We start from the raw sequence: 20,255 nt of genomic DNA on the forward strand, positions 1-20,255 counted from the left end.
ATGTCCCGCGCGCCGACCTCTGAAGATTAGCGCACGGGACGGCCAGTCCCAAAATCGGTATCCGTGCCGCCGTGAACTGCGGCTACTCGTCCTCGGCCAGAGTGAGCTCGACACCGCCCACGAAGCCCGCGGAGAGGTTGTAGATGAAGGCGCCGAGCGTCGCGAGGGCCGTGGCGAGCACCACGTCGATCACCGCGATGACCGACGTGAAGAGCAGCACCCGCGGCAGCGAGAGGAACGACTGGAGGTCGAAGCCGTTGGACTCGTTCGAGCCCGTGGCCTCGCTGATCGTGCCGCCGACCGTGGAGAACACACCCATGGCGTCCATGACCATCCACAGCACCGCCGCGGCGACGACCGTGCAGATGCCGAGCGCGATGGACAGCAGGAAGCTGACCTTCATCACCGACCACGGGTCGGCCTTGGCCACCCGCAGCCGCGCCTTGCGCGTACGGGGCGCCGTGCGGGCCCCCGTGCGCGGCCGGCGCACTCCGTCACCGGTGCGCTGCGGCGCCGGATAGGCCTGCGGCGGGTGGTACGGCTGCTGGCCGCCCTGCCCGGTCTTCTCGCGCTCGCCGGGCAGCGCGCCGCCACCCTCGTACTCCGCCCGGCCCTTGGCCCCGCGGGTTTCCGTCACCGTTACCCCCTGGGAGTCCGCGGCAGGGCCACGGGCACCGTTCGCTCCGGAAGCGGCCGCTCCGGCGCCCGTGGCTCCACTCACGCTTTACTCCTCGTGCTCCCCGGCCGACGGCTGGACGCCCTCGGCAGCAGCCTCGGCAATAGCGCCCTCGGCGTCGTCGGCCCCGTCGACCTCTTCGGCCTCGCTGCCCGCCTCGGCGTTACGGGCGATGCCGACCACGGCATCGCGCTTGCCCAGGTTGATCAGTTGGACGCCCATGGTGTCACGGCCCGTCTCCCTGACCTCGTTGACTCGCGTACGAATCACACCGCCGCCGAGGGTGATGGCGAGGATTTCGTCCGTTTCCTCGACCACCAGCGCGCCGACCAGCGAGCCCCGGTCCTCCACGATCTTGGCTGCCTTGATGCCGAGACCGCCGCGGCCCTGGACGCGGTACTCGTCGACGGGGGTGCGCTTCGCGTACCCGCCATCGGTTGCGGTGAAGACGAACGTACCGGTCCTGACGACATTCATCGAGAGCAGCTCGTCTCCCTCGCGGAAACTCATGCCCTTGACGCCGGACGTGGCACGTCCCATGGGGCGCAGCGCGTCGTCGGTCGCGGTGAAGCGGATGGACTGCGCCTTCTTGCTGACGAGGAGCAGGTCGTCCTCGGCCGAGACCAGCTCCGCGCCGATCAGTTCGTCGTCGCCGCCGTCCGCGGTCTCCCGCAGGTTGATGGCGATGACACCACCCGAACGGGGCGAGTCGTAGTCCTTGAGCGAGGTCTTCTTCACCAGGCCGGCCTTGGTGGCCAGGATCAGATAGGGCGCCGCGTCGTAGTCGCGGATCGCGAGGATCTGGGCGATCTTCTCGTCCGGCTGGAAGGCCAGCAGGTTGGCGACGTGCTGGCCGCGCGCGTCCCGCCCGGCGTCCGGCAGTTCGTACGCCTTGGCCCGGTAGACGCGGCCCTTGTTGGTGAAGAACAGCAGCCAGTGGTGGGTGGTGGAGACGAAGAAGTGGTCGACGATGTCGTCCTGCTTCAGCTTGGTGCCCCGCACGCCCTTGCCGCCGCGCTTCTGCGAGCGGTAGTCCTCGGTCTTGGTGCGCTTGACGTAGCCGCCGTTGGTGATGGTGACGACGATGTCCTCTTCGGCGATCAGGTCCTCGATGGACATGTCGCCGTCGAACGGCACCAGGGCCGAGCGGCGGTCGTCGCCGAACTTGTCGACGATCGCGGCCAGTTCCTCGCTGACGATCGCGCGCTGCTTCTCCGGCGAGGCGAGGATCGCGTTGTACTCGTTGATCTTCGCCTGGAGCTCGTCGTGCTCCGCGACGATCTTCTGGCGCTCCAGGGCCGCCAGCCGGCGCAGCTGCATCTCCAGGATGGCGTTGGCCTGGATCTCGTCGATGGAGAGCAGCTCCATCAGGCCCACGCGCGCCACGTCGACCGTGTCGCTGCGCCGGATCAGCGCGATGACCTCGTCGATCGCGTCGAGCGCCTTGAGCAGGCCGCGCAGGATGTGGGCCCGCTCCTCGGCCTTGCGCAGCCGGAACTTCGTACGCCGGACGATGACCTCGATCTGGTGCGTCACCCAGTGGCGGATGAACGCGTCGATCGAGAGCGTGCGCGGCACCCCGTCGACCAGCGCCAGCATGTTGGCGCCGAAGTTGGTCTGGAGGTCGGTGTGCTTGTACAGGTTGTTCAGGACGACCTTGGCGACCGCGTCCCGCTTCAGGACGATGACCAGGCGCTGGCCGGTGCGCGAGGACGTCTCGTCGCGGACGTCGGCGATGCCGCCGACCTTGCCGTCCTTCACCAGGTCGGCGATCTTCTGCGCGAGGTTGTCCGGGTTGGTCTGGTACGGCAGCTCCGTGACCACCAGGCACTGGCGGTTCTGGATCTCCTCGACCGCGACGACCGCGCGCATCGTGATGGAGCCACGGCCGGTGCGGTACGCCTCCTCGATGCCCTTGCGGCCCACGACCAGCGCGCCGGTCGGGAAGTCGGGGCCCTTGATGCGCTCGATCAGCGCGTCCAGGAGCTCCTCGTGCGAGGCCTCCGGGTGGGCCAGGTACCACTGGGCGCCCTCGGCGACCTCGCGCAGGTTGTGCGGCGGGATGTTGGTGGCCATGCCCACCGCGATGCCGGCCGAGCCGTTGACCAGGAGGTTGGGGAAGCGCGCCGGCAGGACCGTCGGCTCCTGGTTGCGGCCGTCGTAGTTGTCCGTGAAGTCGACGGTCTCCTCGTCGATGTCACGGACCATCTCCATGGCCAGCGGCATGAGCTTGCACTCGGTGTACCGCATGGCGGCGGCCGGGTCGTTGCCCGGGGAGCCGAAGTTTCCGTTGGAGTCCACCAGCGGCATGCGCATCGACCAGTGCTGGGCGAGGCGCACCAGGGCGTCGTAGATCGAGGAGTCGCCGTGCGGGTGGTACGTACCCATGACGTCACCCACGACGCGGGCGCACTTGTAGAAGCCCTTCTCGGGCCGGTACCCGCCGTCGTACATCGCGTACAGGACGCGGCGGTGGACGGGCTTCAGGCCGTCCCGGACGTCGGGCAGCGCACGCGAGACGATGACGGACATCGCGTAGTCGAGGTAGGAGCGCTGCATCTCCGTCTCGAGCCCGACGGGCTCGATGCGCAGGGCGAGGGCTTCCTCGGCGGCGACGGCCGCCTCGGCGGCTTCAGCGGGCGTGGGCGTGTTTTCGTCGGCCATTGCTGGTTCTCAAGTCCTTTCGAAGCGGTCAGCGACAGACCGAGTCAGATGTCGAGGAAGCGGACGTCCCGCGCGTTGCGCTGGATGAACGAACGGCGTGCCTCGACGTCCTCGCCCATCAGCACCGAGAACAGGTCGTCGGCCTGGGCCGCGTCGTCCAGGGTGACCTGGCCGAGCACACGGTGCTCGACGTCCATCGTGGTGACGCGCAGCTCCTCGGCGTTCATCTCGCCAAGACCCTTGAAGCGCTGGATCGAGTCCTCGCGGATCCGCTTGCCGTTCTGCTTGCCGAGGGCCACGAGCGCGTCGCGCTCACGGTCGGAGTACGCGTACTCGAAGTCGTCCCGGCCCCACTTGATCTTGTAGAGCGGGGGACGCGACAGGTACACGTGGCCGGCCTCGACCAGCGGCCGCATGAAGCGGAACAGGAAGGTCAGCAGCAGGGTGTTGATGTGCTGGCCGTCGACGTCGGCGTCCGCCATCAGGATGATCTTGTGATAGCGGAGCTTCTCGATGTCGAAGTCCTCGTGGACCCCGGTACCGAACGCCGAGATCAGCGCCTGGACCTCGGTGTTCTGCAGGATCTTGTCGATCCGCGCCTTCTCGACGTTCAGGATCTTGCCTCGGATGGGCAGGATCGCCTGGTACATCGGGTTGCGGCCGGACTTCGCCGAACCGCCGGCGGAGTCACCCTCGACGATGAAGATCTCGCACTTGGTGGGGTCGTTGGACTGACAGTCCGACAGCTTGCCGGGCAGCGACGCCGATTCGAGCAGCCCCTTGCGCCGCGTCAGGTCGCGCGCCTTGCGGGCGGCGACACGGGCCGTCTGCGCCTGGATCGACTTGCGGATGATGTCCGCGGCCTCGACGGGGTTGCGGTCGAACCAGTCGGTGAGGTGCTCGTGCACCACCTTCTGGACGAACGTCTTCGCCTCGGTGTTGCCCAGCTTGGTCTTGGTCTGGCCCTCGAACTGCGGCTCGCCCAGCTTGACGGAGATGATCGCCGTCAGACCCTCGCGGATATCCTCGCCCGAGAGGTTGTCGTCCTTCTCGCGCAGCAGCTTCTTGTCACGGGCGTACCGGTTGACCAGGCCCGTGAGCGCGGCGCGGAATCCCTCCTCATGCGTACCCCCCTCATGCGTGTGGATGGTGTTCGCAAAGGAGTAAACGCCCTCGCTGTACTGAGAGTTCCACTGCATCGCGATCTCGGCCGAGAGGAGTCGCTCCTTGTCCTCGGCCTCGATGTCGATCACGGTCGGGTGGATCAGCTCGCCCTTGCGCGAGTTGAGGTACTTCACGAAGTCGACGATGCCGCCCTCGTAGAAGTACGTCACCGTCAGGGGCTGCGGCTGCTCGCCCTCCTCGGCCGAGTCCGCTCCCGAGACCGCCCGCGCCGACTCGCGCTCGTCGGTCAGCCTGATCGTCAGGCCCTTGTTGAGGAACGCCATCTCCTGGAAACGCCGCGACAGCGTCTCGAAGGAGTACTCGGTGGTCTCGAAGATGTCCCCGTCGGCCCAGAACGTGACCGAGGTGCCCGACTTCTCGATCGCCTCGTGCTTGGCGAGCGGCGCCGTCGGGACGCCCAGCTTGTACTCCTGCGTCCAGCGGTAGCCGTCCGTCCTGACCTCGACGGCGACCCTGGTGGACAGCGCGTTCACCACGGACACGCCGACGCCGTGCAGACCGCCGGAGACGGCGTACCCGCCGCCGCCGAACTTTCCGCCCGCGTGCAGCACGGTGAGCACGACCTCGACGGCCGGCTTCCCTTCGGAGGGAACGATGCCCACGGGGATGCCGCGGCCGTTGTCGACGACGCGGACACCGCCGTCGGGCAGGATCGTGACGTCGATCGTGTCCGCGTGCCCGGCCAGGGCCTCGTCGACCGAGTTGTCGACGACCTCGTACACAAGGTGATGCAGACCACGCTCACCGGTCGAGCCGATGTACATGCCGGGTCGCTTGCGGACCGCGTCCAGACCTTCGAGGACGGTAATCGCGCTGGCGTCGTACGAGGTGGTTACCTCGCCGTTCTCACCGACGGCAGTGGACGGGGTCTTCTCGTTGGGGTTGCCGGAATCGGCCACGAAGCGCCCTTTCTGGCACAGCACAAGCCTCCCCTGTACAGGCAGGAGCGGCTGCGTCGTTCAGCGATGGTCAGCGTCGGGCGCCGCCGTGGCGGCAGGCGTCCGATCACGTCTTTCGGTGGGTCCCGCGAGGACGGCGGGATTATTGACCAGTCTACCGGTAGCGCCGACATGAATGGGGGTTTGCCGGTACCTGAGTCCGCATGTGCCGCCCTGAGCGGGCGCCTTCCGACTCCCCATATCCGGGGAGGGGCCCCAAGAGCCTCACACGGGCATTCAGCGCTTCGGCCTGTCAACCTCCGACTACCGTGAGGGACACCTCATGCCCATCAGGGGGTTCCAGGGCGCACAGAAGTCACGTTTTCCCACGTCACAGGGGGTGCGCCTGAGGCACACGGGCGCACGGGGCGCCCTCACCCGTAGGTGTCGCCGGGCCCGGTGCTGCCCGGCGCCCGCAGCCGGCCGTAGCGCTGCGGGGGCCCGCCGGGGCCGAGCACCTTGATCAGCCGGACCGTGCCGTGCCCGAGGTCGGCGTTGATGCGGGCCACCAGCTGGGGTGCGAAGAGGCGCAGCTCGGTGGCCCACGCCGTCGAGTCGCACTGCACGGTCAGGACGGCGTCGGCCTGGTCGTACGACTTCGGCACACAGTGGTTGGCCAGGTCCTCGCCGACGATCTGCGGCCAGCGGCCCATCACACCGCCCACCGCGGCGGGCGCCTCCCAGCCGCGCTCATTGATCAGCCGGTTGATCGCGGCGCCCAGCGGCAGCGGATCGCGCCCGTCCGCACGCGCACCCGAGCGCAGCCCGCCGCCCCTGCGGGCCTGCTTCTTCTGCTGCGCGGCGTCGCCCCGCGCCCTGGCCTGCTCCTTGGCGGCGCGCAGCGCGACCCGCGCGAGGTCCACGCCGGAGGACTCGGGAACCTTGGGCGCCGCTGCCGGCTCGCCCTGGCCGGAGGGATCGCTCATGCCCGCGCCACCTCGCCCGCCGCGACCTCGTACCGGACGCCCGCCAGGATGCCCGGAACGTCGTCGTCCACCGCGGCCGTCACCAGGACCTGCTCGCCCGGCGCCACCAGTTCCGCCAGCCGCTCGCGGCGCCTGGCGTCCAGCTCGGCGAAGACGTCGTCGAGCACGAGCACCGGCTCGTTGCCCTCGGCCCGCAGCAGGTCGTACGAGGCCAGGCGCAGCGCGAGCGCGTACGACCAGGACTCGCCGTGGCTCGCGTACCCCTTCGCGGGCAGCTCGCCCAGGCGCAGCAGCAGGTCGTCGCGGTGCGGGCCCGCCAGCGTCACCCCGCGCTCGATCTCCTGCTTGCGCACCTCCGCGAACGCCTCGATGAGCTGCCCGTACAGCTCCTCGCGGGTGTGCCCGTCGCCGGGCGCGGACGGCTTGTACTCCAGGGCCAACGGGCCGCCGCCCGGGGCGAGTTGGTCGTACGCCTTGTCGGCGAGCGGCTGGAGGGCGGCGATCAGGTCGAGGCGCTGGGCGAGCAGCTCGGCGCCGGCCTGGGCCAGGTGCTGGTCCCACACGTCGAGCGTGGAGAGGTCCATGCCGCGGCCGCCGTGCCTGCGGGCCATCGCGGCGGACTTCAGGAGGGTGTTGCGCTGTTTGAGGACGCGGTCGTAGTCGGAGCGCACGGCCGCCATCCGGGGGGAGCGGGCGGTGATCAGCTCGTCGAGGAAGCGGCGGCGCTCGCCCGGATCGCCCTTGACCAGGGCGAGGTCCTCCGGCGCGAACAGCACCGTACGGACGATCCCCAGCACATCGCGGGGTCTGACCTGCGACGACCTGTTGATACGGGCCCGGTTGGCGCGGCCCGGGTTCAGTTCGAGCTCGATCAGCTGGGAGCGCTCGCCCTGGGTGACGGCGGCCCGGATCACGGCGCGCTCGGCGCCCATGCGGACCAGCGGCGCGTCCGACGAGACCCGGTGGCTGCCGAGCGAGGCGAGGTAGCCGACGGCCTCGACCAGGTTGGTCTTGCCCTGGCCGTTGGCGCCCACGAAAGCGGTGACGCCCGGGTCGAGCGGAACCTCGACCCGGGCGTACGAGCGGAAGTCGGCCAGCGAGAGATGGGTGACGTGCATGGTGTCGCCGACCTCCCCCGGCTTACCTACTGCTCGGTACGGCTACTTGGACTCGACCGCGTGGCCGCCGAACTGGTTGCGCAGCGCGGCGATCATCTTCATCTGCGGGGAGTCGTCCTGACGGGACGCGAAGCGGGCGAAGAGGGACGCGGTGATCGCGGGGAGCGGCACGGCGTTGTCGATGGCGGCCTCCACCGTCCACCGGCCCTCGCCGGAGTCCTGCGCGAAGCCCTTGAGCTTGTCGAGGTGCTCGTCGTCGTCCAGGGCGTTGACCGCGAGGTCGAGCAGCCAGGAACGGATGACCGTGCCCTCCTGCCAGCTGCGGAACACCTCGCGGACGTCGGTGACCGAGTCGACCTTCTCCAGGAGCTCCCAGCCCTCGGCGTAGGCCTGCATCATGGCGTACTCGATGCCGTTGTGGACCATCTTCGAGAAGTGGCCGGAGCCGACCTTGCCGGCGTGCACCGCGCCGAACTCGCCCTCGGGCTTGAGCGCGTCGAAGATCGGCTGGACCTTCGCGACGTTCTCGGCGGTGCCGCCGTACATCAGCGCGTAGCCGTTCTCCAGGCCCCAGACGCCGCCGGAGACGCCGCAGTCGACGAAGCCGATGTCCTTGATGCCCAGCTCGACGGCGTGCTTCTCGTCATCCGTCCAGCGGGAGTTTCCGCCGTCGACGACGACGTCACCGGGCGACAGGAGCTCGGCGAGTTCGTCGATGGTGGACTGCGTCGCCGCGCCCGCCGGAACCATCACCCACACGACGCGCGGGCCCTTGAGAGTGTCCACAAGCTCCTTGAGGCTGTGGACATCGGCGACGTCCGCGTTGCGGTCGTAACCGATGACGGTGTGCCCTGCGCGGCGGATGCGCTCGCGCATGTTGCCGCCCATTTTGCCGAGGCCGACGAGACCGAGCTCCATCACAGAATCCTTTGACGTTGAGGCGTTCGTACCCGCGTCCGAGCCTACGCCGGAGCCCTTGTACACACCTGCGGGGTCAGCCGCTCAGACGTACGTCCCGAGTGCCCGGGACGTACGCCCTCAAGCCGCTCAGCCGGACAGGCGCACCGGCATGATCAGGTACTTGTACGCGTCGTCCGCCTCGGCGTCCTGCGCGGGCTTGCCGCTGAGCAGCGCCGGCTTGGTCGAGGTGGTGAAGGCGAGCTGGGCGACGGGCGAGTCGATCGCGCTCAGGCCGTCGAGCAGGAAGGTCGGGTTGAAGGCGATCGAGATGTCGTCGCCCTCCAGGTTGGCGTCGACCCTTTCCACAGCCTGTGCGTCGTCGCTGGAGCCGGCCTCCAGGATGAGCACGCCCTGCTCGAAGCTGAGCCGGACGGGCGTGTTGCGCTCGGCCACCAGGGAGACGCGCTTGACGGCCTCGACGAACGGGGCGGTCTCGATCACCGCGACCGAGTTGAACTCGGTCGGGAAGAGGGTGCGGTACTTCGGCAGGTCGCCTTCGAGCAGACGGGTGGTGGTGCGCCGCCCCGCGCCCTCGAAGCCGATCAGGCCCTCACCGGCGCCGGAGCCCGAGAGCGCCAGGGTGACCGTGTCGCCGCTCGTGAGCGCCTTGGCGGTGTCCAGGAGCGTCTTGGCGGGGACCAGGGCGACCGCGGAGGCGTCCGGGTTCTCCGGCTTCCACAGGAACTCGCGGACCGCGAAGCGGTAGCGGTCGGTGGAGGCCAGGGTGACGGTGTCGCCCTCGATCTCGATGCGCACACCGGTCAGGACGGGCAGGGTGTCGTCGCGGCCGGCCGCGATGGCGACCTGGGACGCGGCCGAGGCGAAGACCTCACCGGGAACGGTGCCGGTGGCGGTCGGCATCTGCGGCAGCGCCGGGTACTCCTCCACGGGAAGGGTGTGGAGGGTGAAGCGGGAAGAGCCGCAGACCACGGTCGCCCGTACACCGTCTGTGGAAATCTCCACCGGCCGGTTGGGCAGGGCGCGGCAGATGTCGGCGAGCAGGCGGCCGGAGACGAGCACCGTGCCGTCCTCGTCGACCTCCGCGTCGACCGAGACCCGTGCCGAGACCTCGTAGTCGAAGCTGGAGAAGCTGAGCGCGCCGTCCTCCGCCTTCAGAAGAAGGCCCGCGAGTACGGGCGCGGGCGGACGGGCCGGGAGGCTGCGGGCCACCCAGGCCACCGCCTCCGCGAGTACATCGCGCTCCACCCGGATCTTCACCGGAACCGCCTCCTGCTGTTGCTGGCTCGCCCTGCTGGCTTTCGTCGTCGGCTGTATCGCCGGGGACCAGTCTGACGTACGCCGCTGACAGTCGGTGCGCGTCGGGGTCAAGTCGCGTCGAGGCGCGGCGGGAGCTCCGGCGGCCAGTTGTGCACAGGCCCCACTTCGAAGCGGATTCCCAGCTAACTCTAAGTGGGAGTAGTAGTAGGGCCTGTGGAAACCGTGGATAACCCCGTTTTCGCAGGTCACCCGCAGTTTTTTGTCCACCGGCCCTGTGGGTGGAACCCGTGGACAACTCGGGGTTTCTGTGGACGCCCGAAAGTTCTGCACACCCCATGCACAGAAGAGGGGCGGTTCTCCCCAGCCCTGTCCCCAGCTTTACCCCGGTTCCCCACAGGCCAACCTGCCCCCTTGGTGTGACGGCTTTCACTCGGTCCGGTGATCGGGGGTGTTGCGTTGCCGAACAGTGGACAGGGCTGTGGAGAAGCTGGGGACAACGGATCAAGAGCTGTGGGCCGCCGGTGGACAACTCTTCCCACAGGCTGTGGACAGAGGATTCGTCCACAAGCTGTGGAGTAGCGATGCCCACAAATCCACAGGCTGTTGACCTGGGGTGATGGAGTATCAGCCGCCGCGCCTGTGGACGCAATCTGGACAACTTCGCGGTCCCCAGGGTGTGGACGGCCAGAAACCCCCAGATCTGTGGAGAACCCCCTCTGACCAGCCGGTATTCGAACACCGCGACGCGCCTGGGACTCGTACACACGCTTCCTCCGGGGCCGTACACACGCTTCCCGGGGCTCCATGAGCGCGTTTTCGAGGGCTCGGGGAGGGCCCGGGGAGGGTCCGGAAGGGCTTCGGGGATGCCCGAGGAAGGCTCCTGGAACACCTGAGGAAGGCTCCTGGAACGACTGAGGGCGCCCGGAGAATCGATCTCCGGGCGCCCTCAGCCGGCGTGGTGCCGGCCGGCTCAGCCGTTCTTGATGCGGTTGGTGAGCTCGGTGACCTGGTTGTAGATGGAGCGCCGCTCCGCCATCAGTGCGCGGATCTTGCGGTCGGCGTGCATCACCGTCGTGTGGTCGCGGCCGCCGAACTGGGCCCCGATCTTGGGCAGCGACAGGTCGGTGAGCTCGCGGCACAGGTACATGGCGATCTGGCGGGCCGTCACCAGGACCCGGCTGCGCGAGGAGCCGCAGAGGTCCTCCACCGTCAGACCGAAGTAGTCGGCGGTCGCGGCCATGATGGCGCTCGCGGTGATCTCCGGCGCCGCGTCCTCGCCACCGGGGATCAGGTCCTTCAGGACGATCTCGGTGAGCCCGAGGTCCACCGGCTGCCGGTTGAGGGAGGCGAACGCGGTGACGCGGATCAGCGCGCCCTCCAGCTCACGGATGTTCCGCGAGATCCGGGACGCGATGAACTCCAGCACCTCCGGCGGGGCGTTGAGCTGCTCCTGCACCGCCTTCTTGCGGAGGATCGCGATGCGCGTCTCCAGCTCGGGCGGCTGCACATCGGTGGTCAGACCCCACTCGAAGCGGTTGCGCAGCCGGTCCTCCAGGGTCATCAGCTGCTTGGGCGGCCGGTCCGAGGAGAGCACGATCTGCTTGTTGGCGTTGTGGAGCGTGTTGAAGGTGTGGAAGAACTCCTCCTGCGTCGACTCCTTGCTCGCCAGGAACTGGATGTCGTCCACCAGGAGGATGTCGACATCGCGGTACCGCTTGCGGAAGGTGTCGCCCTTGCCGTCGCGGATCGAGTTGATGAACTCGTTGGTGAACTCCTCCGAGCTCACGTACCGCACCCGGGTGCCGGGGTACAGGCTGCGCGCGTAGTGGCCGATCGCGTGCAGGAGGTGTGTCTTGCCGAGGCCCGACTCCCCATAGATGAAGAGGGGGTTGTAGGCCTTGGCCGGCGCCTCGGCGACCGCGACGGCCGCGGCGTGCGCGAACCGGTTCGACGAGCCGATGACGAAGGTGTCGAAGAGGTACTTGGGGTTCAGCCGCGCCTGCGGCTCGCCGGGGCCGCCCTGTGCGGACGCGCCGCCGGACGGTGAGGGCGCGAGGTGGCCGGAGCCGCCGCGCTGCGCGGGCTGCCCGTCGGGAAGCTCCCGCCGCTCGGGCCGCTGATCGTGGCGCTGCTGCTCGTACGAGGGCGGCTTGGGCTGGTCGTACTGGCTCCGGCCCTGGTCGTACTGACCGCGGTCCTGGTCGTACGGTCCGCGCTCGGGCGGCTGGGGGGAGCGGTAGTCGCGCTGGGGCTGCTGCGGGCGGCCGGCGCCGTACGGCTCGCGCCACTGCTCGCCCGGCGCGTCGCGGTCCTGGAAGCCGCCGAGCCGCGGCTGCTGCCAGAGGTCTTCCTGAGCGCGCGGCCAGGCGCCCGGCTCGGAACGCTGCTGGTACTCGCCGGGGTAGGCGGGGCGCGCGGTGGGCAGGCCGTCGTCGGCGGGGCGGCCGTAGGGGTCGTCCTGGTAGCGCGGCTGCTGCTGTTGCGGCGCGGGCTGCTGCGGGGCGGGCGGCGCGGGCTCGCCCACCGAGTCGTCGACGGTGATCGCGATCCGGATGGTGCGGCCGCACTCGCGGCTGAGGGTCTCGCTGATCAGCGGGGCGAGCCGGCCCTCCAGGACGCGCTTGCCCCATTCATTGGGGACGGCGAGCAGTGCGGTGTCGGCGACCAGGGCGAGCGGCTGGCAGCGCTCGATCCACTGCTTGTCCTTGGGCTCGATGCCCTGCTGCCCCTCTCCGAGGAGATGCTCCAGCACTCGTGGCCACACTGCGGCAAGATCGGCAGGTACGTCAGCCACAGGGCACGCTCTCTCGCAGGTCCCACGAATGTGTGGTTCTCGGGACGGTATGGGATGGCATAGACAGACAGGCGAGGACAGATGGGGAGAAGACTCGGAGTTCAGCCACGGTAGTCGGGCCCACTGACGTGGTTCAAGTTGTTGTCCACAGCCTGTGCATACCGCGGGCCGGTGAGGAGCCGGTTTGACCGGATGGCGTAGCCGCGCGTACCGTACCCAGGTCGAGTTGTCGATGGCTGCTGCCGCCTGCCTCCGATGGGCAAAGATCACGATCTGTGGTCGTGAAGCGGTGCACACGGGCGTATACGCGAGCTACTCGTGGGCGCACGGTGACAGCCAGGCGATGTCCCGCCGCCAACGAATCATTTCTGGAGCCCCCGAGTGAGCAAGCGCACCTTCCAGCCGAACAACCGTCGCCGCGCCAAGACCCACGGCTTCCGCCTGCGGATGCGTACCCGTGCCGGCCGCGCGATTCTCGCGAACCGCCGTGGCAAGGGTCGCGCAAGCCTGTCCGCGTAATAGCTAACAGGTCATGACGTGCTGCCTACCGAGAATCGGCTGAGGCGGCGCGAGGACTTCGCGACCGCGGTTCGCCGAGGACGCCGGGCCGGTCGCCCGCTCCTCGTCGTCCATCTACGCAGCGGTACAACGGACCCGCACGCGCCTGGGGAGAGCGCTCCCCTGACGCGTGCGGGTTTCGTTGTCAGCAAGGCCGTCGGCGTGGCCGTCGTCCGCAATCTGGTGAAGCGCAGGCTCCGCCATCTCATGCGCGAACGACTCTCCCAGTTGCCCGCCGGTAGCCTGGTGGTCGTACGGGCATTGCCCGGTGCGGGCGATGCCGACCATGCACAGCTGGCCCGAGACCTGGACGCCGCCCTCGCGCGGCTGCTGGGAGGGGGCGCGCGATGAAGTACCCGCTGCTGGCCCTGATCAAGCTGTACCAGTGGACGATCAGCCCACTTCTTGGGCCCGTCTGCCGGTACTACCCGTCGTGTTCCCACTATGGATATACGGCGATCGACCGGCACGGTGCCGTCAAAGGCACAGCCCTGACCGCCTGGCGCATTCTGCGGTGCAACCCGTGGTCGCCGGGCGGTGTGGACTACGTACCGGAGCGCAAGCGACCTCGATGGCATGAGGCGCTGCGCGCTGCCTGGCGCGGCGACAAGGGCGGGCAGTCCGCCGCTGAGACCGAGACAAGCCCGGCCGCAGAGACCCCGCCCAAAGCTCAAGGAGCCTGATTAGTGGACACGATTGCCAGTCTGTTCAGCTTCATCACCTGGCCTGTTTCCTGGGTCATCGTCCAGTTCCACACGTTGTACGGCGCGATCTTCGGGCCGGACACGGGCTGGGCCTGGGGCCTGTCGATCGTGTCCCTCGTGGTGCTCATCCGTATCTGTCTGATCCCGCTCTTCGTGAAGCAGATCAAGTCGACGCGGAACATGCAGGCGCTCCAGCCGAAGATGAAGGCGATCCAGGAGCGCTACAAGAGCGACAAGCAGCGTCAGTCCGAAGAGATGATGAAGCTGTACAAGGAGACGGGCACCAACCCGCTCTCCTCGTGCCTGCCGATCATCGCGCAGTCGCCGTTCTTCTTCGCGCTGTACCACGTGCTCGCCGGCATCGCCAACGGCAAGACCATCGGCGTCATCAACCAGCCGCTGCTCGAGAGCGCCCAGAAGGCCCACATCTTCGGTGCTCCGCTGGCCGCGAAGTTCATGGACAGCGCCTCCAAGGTCGAAGGCCTCGGCGCCTCCCTGACCGATGTCCGCGTCGTCACCGCGATCATGATCGTGATGATGTCGGCCTCGCAGTTCTTCACCCAGCGCCAGCTGATGACGAAGAACGTGGACCTCACGGTCAAGACGCCGTTCATGCAGCAGCAGAAGATGCTGATGTACGTCTTCCCCGTCATGTTCGCCGTGATGGGCATCAACTTCCCCGTCGGTGTCCTCGTCTACTGGCTGACCACCAACGTGTGGACCATGGGCCAGCAGATGTACGTCATCAACCAGAACCCGACGCCGGGATCCAAGGCGCAGGCCCACTACCTGGACCGCCTGATCAAGAGCGTCAGCACGCACGGCGAGGTGCGCGGCAAGAAGCGCCGCACCATCGTGCAGGCGATCGTGGCCAAGGGCCCGGACCGCAACGACAACGAGCGCAAGTTCATCACCGGGCTGTCCAAGCAGGGCTTCGCGGCCCAGGCCGACGGCTCCGTGGTGAAGGCGGACCCGGCGACGCTCGAGGCGGAGAACGCGGCCTCCAGGCGCCAGCAGCCCAAGCGGCAGACCAAGGCGCAGCGCCAGGCCGGTGCCACTCAGCAGGACGACGTGGCCGCGAAGACCTCGCTGTCGAAGGGGGCGACCGCTGACGACGCCGCGGCCGAGCCCGCCGACGAGCCGGCCGAACCGCAGGACGCGAAGCCCAAGCAGGATGCCAAGCCGAAGCAGGGCAAGCCCACGGCCGGCCAGGCACGAGCCAAGTCGGGTCAGCGCAAGGGTCAGCAGCGGCCCAAGCACCCGTCCAAGAAGTAAGAAGGAGTCCATCCGTGACGGAAGGCACCACCGCCCCGGCCGCTGAGGGCGTCGACGCCCTCTCCCGCCTGGAGCAGGAGGGGGAGATCGCCGCCGATTACCTGGAGGGCCTGCTCGACATCGCCGACCTCGACGGCGATATCGACATGGACGTCGAGGCGGACCGAGCCGCGGTCTCGATCATCAGTGACAGCAACAGCCGTGACCTGCAGAAACTTGTCGGCCGTGACGGCGAGGTCCTGGAGGCGCTCCAGGAGCTCACCCGCCTTGCCGTGCACCGGGAAACCGGTGACCGCAGCCGTCTGATGCTGGACATCGGCGGCTACCGGGCCCAGAAGCGCACGGAGCTCGCCGCGCTGGGCGCCAAGGCGGCGGACGAGGTGAAGAGCACCGGTGAGCCGGTGAAGATGGACCCGATGACGCCGTTCGAGCGCAAGGTCGTGCACGACGCGGTGGCGGCCGCGGGGCTGCGCAGCGAGTCGGAGGGCGAGGAGCCGCAGCGCTTCGTCGTCGTGCTGCCCGCCTGAGCGGTCATTGCTTTCTCGGCCCCGTCTGTTCGCAGGCGGGGCCGATCTTTGTCAGCCTGATAGTCAGCCACCACAGTGCGGTATCGCCGCGTAGGTAGGGAAGGACGGTCCCCGTGACGGAGGCAGAGGCAGCAGCGGAGCTTCCCCCGGCGCCCGAAGAGGCGCGGGCGGTCTTCGGGGAGTTCTTCCCCGAGGCCGTGCGGTATGCGGAGCTGCTCGCGGATGCGGGGGTCAAGCGCGGTCTGATCGGGCCGCGTGAGGTGCCGCGTCTGTGGGAGCGGCATCTGCTGAACTGCGCGGTGCTCTCCGAGGTCGTTCCCGAGGGCGTCACGGTGTGTGATGTCGGTTCGGGAGCGGGGCTGCCCGGCATTCCCCTGGCGCTGGTGCGCCCGGACCTGAAGATCACCCTCCTTGAGCCGCTGCTGCGGCGCACCAATTTCCTCCAGGAGGTCGTGGAACTCCTCGGCCTCGACCATGTGACCGTGGTGCGCGGCCGGGCGGAGGAGATGCTGGGCAAGGTCACGCCGGTCCATGTGGTGACCGCGCGTGCGGTGGCGCCGCTCGACCGGCTGGCCGGCTGGGGGGTTCCGCTGCTGCGTCCCTACGGCGAGATGCTCGCGCTCAAGGGCGACACGGCCGAGGAGGAGATCGTGGGGGCACGTGCCGCGCTGAGCAAGCTCGGTGTGGTGGAGACCTCGGTGCTCCACGTCGGTGAGGGCGTGGTGGACCCGCTGTCCACGGTCGTACGGGTCGAGGTCGGCGAGAGTCCTGGGGGTGTGCGGTTCGCCGCCAAGCGCGCCAAGGCCGCCAGGACGAGCAGGACCCGACGCCGCCGTTGAGGCGAGCAGGGCCCGCCGACGTTGAGATTTCGTCCGCTTCGGGGCGTTGTGGGTAAATGCTCCATAGAAGGCGGCATACGTACGCATTTCGGAGTGTCGTAACGGTCTCCGGGGAGCGCGGATGCATCGTGTTTCACGTGAAACGTCGCTCACTGCTGCATGGAATCATCAGCCGCGGCCGTGCGGCTTCCTCTCCGCGCGACCGTAAGCCTTTTGCTGGGGGCCTTGAGTCCCCCGCAGGGGCTACGGAGTTGTCCACAGAGGTGGATTCATCCACAGAAGACCGGGCCTCGCTGGTTCACGACCCCGAAGGCATGGGAGGCTCTGTTCATTGCGAGCCTGATGTCGAGGAGAGTGAATCCTTGCGGTCCGACGCCAACATCGCGGGACCGATGACCGATCCGGTCCCCGGTCCCCGTACCGAATCGGCGGGGGAGGATGTTTCACGTGAAACACCGCCCCCGATGGACGACACCCCCATTGGTCGTGCTGCCCAGCTGGCGGTGGAAGCTCTCGGCCGTGCCGGCGAGGGCCTGCCGCGGCCGGAGCAGACCCGAATCATGGTCGTGGCCAACCAGAAGGGCGGCGTAGGAAAGACCACTTCCACGGTCAACCTCGCTGCCTCCCTCGCACTGCACGGTGCGCGGGTCCTGGTGGTCGACCTCGATCCACAGGGCAACGCTTCGACGGCGCTGGGCATCGACCACCATGCCGAAGTCCCCTCGATCTATGACGTTCTGGTCGAAAGCAGACCACTCTCCGAAGTGGTCCAGCCCGTCCCGGACGTCGAGGGTCTCTTCTGCGCGCCTGCCACGATCGATCTCGCCGGTGCGGAGATCGAGCTCGTGTCGCTGGTCGCACGAGAGAGCCGGCTGCAGCGCGCCATCCAGGCGTACGAGCAGCCGCTGGACTACATCCTCATCGACTGCCCGCCCTCGCTGGGCCTGTTGACGGTCAACGCGCTCGTCGCGGGGGCCGAGGTGCTGATCCCGATCCAGTGCGAGTACTACGCGCTGGAGGGGCTGGGTCAGCTCCTGAGGAACGTCGATCTGGTGCGGGGGCACCTCAACCCGACGCTGCATGTCTCGACGATCCTGCTCACCATGTATGACGGCAGGACCAGGCTCGCCTCCCAGGTGGCCGACGAGGTGCGCAGCCACTTCGGCAAGGAGGTGCTGCGGACCAGCATTCCGCGTTCGGTCCGCATCTCCGAGGCGCCGAGCTACGGGCAGACGGTCCTCACCTACGACCCCGGCTCCAGTGGCTCGCTTTCCTACCTCGAAGCTGCCCGCGAGATCGCCCTGCGCGGCGTCGGAATGCAGTACGACCCCACGCACGCGCATGTGGTCAGCCAGAACAACCAGCACAGCATGTCGGAGGGGATCCAGTGAGCGAGCGACGCAGAGGACTGGGACGGGGGCTCGGTGCGCTGATTCCTTCTGCCGCACAGGAGAAGCCGGGTTCGTCGGTGGGGACGGCGTCCACGTCCCCGTCGGCGGTTCCGGTGCTCACCGCCGAGCGGGGGGTGGCGGCCGCGAAGGTGGCGACGCTGCCGCCGGCCGCTGTTTCACGTGAAACGGTTGTGGAGCCGGAGGCCGTTGCGGAATCCGACGCGCCGGCCGGTGTGTTCTTCGCCGAGCTGCCGATCGACTCGATCACGCCCAACCCGCGCCAGCCGCGCGAGGTGTTCGACGAGGACGCGCTCTCCGAGCTCGTCACCTCCATCAAGGAAGTCGGGCTTCTGCAGCCCGTCATCGTCCGGCAGACCGGCCCCGAGCGCTACGAACTCATCATGGGCGAGCGGCGCTGGAGGTCCTGCCGCGAGGCCGGCCTGGAGCGGATCCCCGCGATCGTCCGGGAGACGGACGACGAGAAGCTCCTTCTCGACGCCCTGCTGGAGAACCTTCACCGCGCACAGCTGAACCCGCTGGAAGAGGCTGCCGCCTACGACCAGTTGCTCAGGGACTTCAAGTGCACCCATGACCAGCTGGCCGACCGTATCGGCCGCTCCCGGCCCCAGGTCTCCAACACCCTGCGCCTGCTGCGCCTTTCGCCGTCGGTCCAGAAGCGGGTCGCCGCCGGAGTCATCTCGGCGGGGCACGCGCGGGCGCTGCTCTCGGTGGAGGACTCCGAGGAGCAGGACAGCCTCGCCAAGCGGATCGTGGCCGAGGGGCTCTCCGTGCGCACGGTCGAAGAGATCGTGACGCTGCTCAACTCGGAGCCCAAGAACGCCCCGAAGGCCAAGGGCCCCCGGGCGGGCGCGCTCCTCTCGCCGGCGCTCAGCGATCTGGCGACCCGTCTCTCGGACCGCTTCGAGACGCGGGTGAAGGTCGATCTGGGTCAGAAGAAGGGGAAGATCGTCGTCGAGTTCGCATCGATAGACGATCTGGAGAGGATCCTCGGCACCCTCGCCCCGGGCGAGGGGCGGGTCCTGACGAAGGGCCTCGCCGAGCAGGCCTCGGAGGACGGCGACAGCTGACTGCGGTCGCCGCCGCTCACGGGCGGGCCGTGTTTCCCGGTCATACGGGAACACGGCCCGCCCTTTGCATGAGGACGGTGTCGCTGCCGTGAAGGGGTGGATACGATGCGTTCTGGTATGGCACATCGACCTTGATCCATCCTCTAGGGAGGGCGGGGCCATGCGAACGGTGAGCCGCACTCGGCTGGTGACAGCAGGGCTCGGTCTCGGGGCGGTCGGCGGATTCGTCGGCAGCCTGCTGCGGGAGTTGAACGCACTGTCGGCCGCGCAGGGGGCGGCAGGTGAGGGAAGTGAGGAACAGCCTCCATGGGGCGTCGGCTCGTACCGCTCACGCTGGACAACCTTGCGGACCTCCCCAAGCGCTGCCGCGGCTGTGTCTTCTGGGAACTCGACCCCGTCAGCGGAGAAGCGGCGTTAAAGGCGGGGCGTCCCGAAGTCGAGAAGGAATCCTGGATCTCCGGGGTGCTCCTGGAATGGGGCTCCTGCGGCCGGGTCGTCTACGTCGACGACATCCCGGTCGGCTATGTGCTGTACGCGCCGCCGGCCTATGTGCCCCGTTCCACCGCCTTTCCCACCAGCCCGGTGGCCGCCGACGCCGTCCAGCTGATGACCGGATGGATCATGCCGGGCTATCAGGGCCAGGGGCTCGGGAGGGTTCTCGTGCAGACGGTGGCCAAGGACCTGTTGCGTCGTAACTTCAAGGCCATCGAGGCGTTCGGGGACGCGCGGTGGAAGGAGCCGGCCTGCGTATTGCCGGCCGACTATCTGCTGTCGGTGGGATTCAAGACCGTACGGCCCCACCCCCGGTACCCACGGCTGCGTCTCGAACTGCGTACGACACTGTCCTGGAAGGAAGATGTCGAGCTGGCCCTCGACCGGCTGCTCGGCGCGGTGCAGAAGGAGCCGGCCCTCAGGCCGCTGTAGAAGCGAGAAGGCTGCCGCCGGAGAAGTCAGTCCATGGGAAACGGGCCCGCCCCCAGGAGGGAGCGGGCCCGTTTCACGTGAAACAGCGAGCGCGTCGCGCCTTACTTCTCGGTGATGAAACCGTCGAGGTCACGCAGGAGCGCGGCCTTCGGCTTGGCGCCGACGATCGTCTTCACGACCTCGCCGCCCTGGTAGACGTTGAGCGTCGGAATCGACATCACACCGTACTTGGCGGCCGTGGTCGGGTTCTGGTCGATGTTGAGCTTGACGATCTCGATGTCGTCGCCGTGCTCGGCGGCGATGGCCTCGAGCGACGGGGCGATCTGGCGGCAGGGGCCGCACCACTCCGCCCAGAAGTCCACCAGAACGGGCTTGCCGCTGTTGAGGACGACCTCGTCGAAGTCGGCGTCGGTCACGTGCTTCAGGGTGCCGGCCACGGCAGTCTCCTAAGGGGTGTTGGGGGGGAGGGA

Annotated in this window: 18 protein-coding genes; 9 read left to right on the forward strand and 9 right to left on the reverse strand. The window is 68.4% G+C overall.

Going from position 1 to position 20,255, the window contains the following annotated elements; genetic code table 11:
• Window positions 1–82 precede the first annotated feature (82 nt).
• The 8 genes from OOJ98_RS30175 to dnaA all read right to left on the reverse strand — a co-directional run bounded on the left by OOJ98_RS30175 (window position 83) and on the right by dnaA (window position 12,479).
• A complete protein-coding gene (locus OOJ98_RS30175) occupies window positions 83–721 on the reverse strand; it encodes a DUF3566 domain-containing protein (RefSeq protein WP_267058300.1) in 639 nt (212 codons plus the stop codon).
• Window positions 722–724: 3 nt separating this feature from the next.
• Window positions 725–3,340: a DNA gyrase subunit A gene (gene gyrA, locus OOJ98_RS30180; RefSeq protein ID WP_267058301.1), complete on the reverse strand. Its 2,616-nt coding sequence runs from the start codon at window positions 3,338–3,340 to the stop codon at window positions 725–727.
• A 44-nt stretch (window positions 3,341–3,384) separates the two neighbouring features.
• The gene (gene gyrB / locus OOJ98_RS30185; protein ID WP_323177949.1) at window positions 3,385–5,448 is read right to left on the reverse strand and encodes a DNA topoisomerase (ATP-hydrolyzing) subunit B; all 2,064 of its coding nucleotides are present in this window, start codon (window positions 5,446–5,448) and stop codon (window positions 3,385–3,387) included.
• A gap of 389 nt (window positions 5,449–5,837) precedes the next feature.
• Window positions 5,838–6,389 carry a DUF721 domain-containing protein gene (locus OOJ98_RS30190; RefSeq protein WP_267058303.1) on the reverse strand — a complete coding sequence of 184 codons (552 nt, stop codon included), beginning with the start codon at window positions 6,387–6,389 and terminating at the stop codon, window positions 5,838–5,840.
• A complete protein-coding gene (gene recF, locus OOJ98_RS30195) occupies window positions 6,386–7,507 on the reverse strand; it encodes a DNA replication/repair protein RecF (protein ID WP_267058304.1) in 1,122 nt (373 codons plus the stop codon). Before recF ends, OOJ98_RS30190 begins: the two co-directional genes overlap by 4 nt.
• Window positions 7,508–7,549: 42 nt before the next feature.
• On the reverse strand, window positions 7,550–8,425 hold the full coding sequence (gnd, locus tag OOJ98_RS30200) for a phosphogluconate dehydrogenase (NAD(+)-dependent, decarboxylating) (protein WP_267058305.1): 876 nt from the start codon (window positions 8,423–8,425) through the stop codon (window positions 7,550–7,552).
• A 129-nt stretch (window positions 8,426–8,554) separates the two neighbouring features.
• Entirely contained in the window at window positions 8,555–9,685 is a 1,131-nt protein-coding gene (dnaN, locus tag OOJ98_RS30205; protein WP_267058306.1) for a DNA polymerase III subunit beta, read from the reverse strand.
• Window positions 9,686–10,655: 970 nt separating this feature from the next.
• Window positions 10,656–12,479, reverse strand: coding sequence for a chromosomal replication initiator protein DnaA (gene dnaA / locus OOJ98_RS30210; RefSeq protein WP_267058307.1), 1,824 nt, complete (start codon window positions 12,477–12,479; stop codon window positions 10,656–10,658).
• 381 nt (window positions 12,480–12,860) lie between these two features.
• Between dnaA and rpmH the strand changes: the two genes are divergently transcribed.
• The 9 genes from rpmH (at window position 12,861) to OOJ98_RS30255 (ending at window position 19,785) form a co-directional block, all read left to right on the forward strand.
• Window positions 12,861–12,998, forward strand: coding sequence for a 50S ribosomal protein L34 (gene rpmH / locus OOJ98_RS30215; protein ID WP_006381191.1), 138 nt, complete (start codon window positions 12,861–12,863; stop codon window positions 12,996–12,998).
• An 18-nt stretch (window positions 12,999–13,016) separates the two neighbouring features.
• Window positions 13,017–13,388 carry a ribonuclease P protein component gene (gene rnpA, locus OOJ98_RS30220; protein WP_267058308.1) on the forward strand — a complete coding sequence of 124 codons (372 nt, stop codon included), beginning with the start codon at window positions 13,017–13,019 and terminating at the stop codon, window positions 13,386–13,388.
• A complete protein-coding gene (gene yidD / locus OOJ98_RS30225; RefSeq protein WP_267058309.1) occupies window positions 13,385–13,720 on the forward strand; it encodes a membrane protein insertion efficiency factor YidD in 336 nt (111 codons plus the stop codon). Before rnpA ends, yidD begins: the two co-directional genes overlap by 4 nt.
• A gap of 3 nt (window positions 13,721–13,723) precedes the next feature.
• Window positions 13,724–15,016, forward strand: a complete 1,293-nt coding sequence (yidC, locus tag OOJ98_RS30230) for a membrane protein insertase YidC (RefSeq protein WP_267058310.1) — start codon at window positions 13,724–13,726, stop codon at window positions 15,014–15,016.
• 14 nt (window positions 15,017–15,030) lie between these two features.
• A complete protein-coding gene (locus OOJ98_RS30235; RefSeq protein WP_267058311.1) occupies window positions 15,031–15,543 on the forward strand; it encodes a R3H domain-containing nucleic acid-binding protein in 513 nt (170 codons plus the stop codon).
• A 113-nt stretch (window positions 15,544–15,656) separates the two neighbouring features.
• Entirely contained in the window at window positions 15,657–16,382 is a 726-nt protein-coding gene (rsmG, locus tag OOJ98_RS30240; protein ID WP_120722438.1) for a 16S rRNA (guanine(527)-N(7))-methyltransferase RsmG, read from the forward strand.
• Window positions 16,383–16,696: 314 nt separating this feature from the next.
• Entirely contained in the window at window positions 16,697–17,773 is a 1,077-nt protein-coding gene (locus tag OOJ98_RS30245) for a ParA family protein (RefSeq protein WP_267058716.1), read from the forward strand.
• Entirely contained in the window at window positions 17,770–18,861 is a 1,092-nt protein-coding gene (locus OOJ98_RS30250) for a ParB/RepB/Spo0J family partition protein (RefSeq protein WP_267058312.1), read from the forward strand. Before OOJ98_RS30245 ends, OOJ98_RS30250 begins: the two co-directional genes overlap by 4 nt.
• Before the next feature lie 306 nt (window positions 18,862–19,167).
• Window positions 19,168–19,785 (forward strand): GNAT family N-acetyltransferase, encoded by a 618-nt coding sequence (locus OOJ98_RS30255; RefSeq protein ID WP_267058313.1) that lies wholly within the window; start codon window positions 19,168–19,170, stop codon window positions 19,783–19,785.
• 101 nt (window positions 19,786–19,886) lie between these two features.
• Here the strand turns inward: OOJ98_RS30255 and trxA are convergent, their stop codons facing one another.
• Window positions 19,887–20,222 (reverse strand): thioredoxin, encoded by a 336-nt coding sequence (gene trxA, locus OOJ98_RS30260; RefSeq protein ID WP_267058314.1) that lies wholly within the window; start codon window positions 20,220–20,222, stop codon window positions 19,887–19,889.
• Window positions 20,223–20,255: the final 33 nt, after the last annotated feature.

This window comes from Streptomyces sp. NBC_00083, assembly GCF_026343295.1.
GTDB lineage: Bacteria > Actinomycetota > Actinomycetes > Streptomycetales > Streptomycetaceae > Streptomyces.

Bases quoted from the DNA above. Each gene is read 5' to 3' on its own strand.
- gyrA (WP_267058301.1), bottom strand. From the start codon at position 3,340: ATGGCCGACGAAAACACGCCCACGCCCGCTGAAGCCGCCGAGGCGGCC.
- OOJ98_RS30190 (WP_267058303.1), bottom strand. From the start codon at position 6,389: ATGAGCGATCCCTCCGGCCAGGGCGAGCCGGCAGCGGCGCCCAAGGTT.
- recF (WP_267058304.1), bottom strand. From the start codon at position 7,507: ATGCACGTCACCCATCTCTCGCTGGCCGACTTCCGCTCGTACGCCCGG.
- gnd (WP_267058305.1), bottom strand. From the start codon at position 8,425: ATGGAGCTCGGTCTCGTCGGCCTCGGCAAAATGGGCGGCAACATGCGC.
- yidD (WP_267058309.1), top strand. From the start codon at position 13,385: ATGAAGTACCCGCTGCTGGCCCTGATCAAGCTGTACCAGTGGACGATC.
- OOJ98_RS30245 (WP_267058716.1), top strand. From the start codon at position 16,697: ATGGGAGGCTCTGTTCATTGCGAGCCTGATGTCGAGGAGAGTGAATCC.
- OOJ98_RS30255 (WP_267058313.1), top strand. From the start codon at position 19,168: ATGGGGCGTCGGCTCGTACCGCTCACGCTGGACAACCTTGCGGACCTC.